We start from the raw sequence: 269 nt of genomic DNA, 5'->3' as shown, positions 1-269 counted from the left end.
CCTACAGGACGGCGACCTGATCCTGATGGACGCGCACGCCTGGCACGGGAACACCGCGATCCGCTGCGGCTGCGACGGCGGCGAGCGTGTCCTGTCGGACGGGCCGTGCCCGGACTGCGGCGCGGAGCGCATCTCGACGGTCAGCTACTTCCGGACGAACATGGTCAAGTGCGGGTCCGTGCCGGAGGAGGAGGAACGCGCCGTGCAGTGGGCGGAACGGTGGAACAAGCCGCGTGCGACTAGTACATCCGGCTAGACGCTAAAGCTCC

The 269-nt window shown here is 68.4% G+C and carries 1 protein-coding gene; it reads left to right on the top strand.

What is annotated here, in order from left to right; all coding sequences use genetic code 11:
- Positions 1-256, top strand: a 256-nt coding sequence (locus ACY9Z2_RS19060; protein WP_463611252.1) for a hypothetical protein, incomplete at its 5' end; no start/stop codon positions are given.
- Positions 257-269: the final 13 nt, after the last annotated feature.

It is taken from the genome of Virgibacillus sp. GM2-2, assembly GCF_055329585.1.
This window is presented reverse-complemented; position numbering and strand designations above follow the sequence as displayed.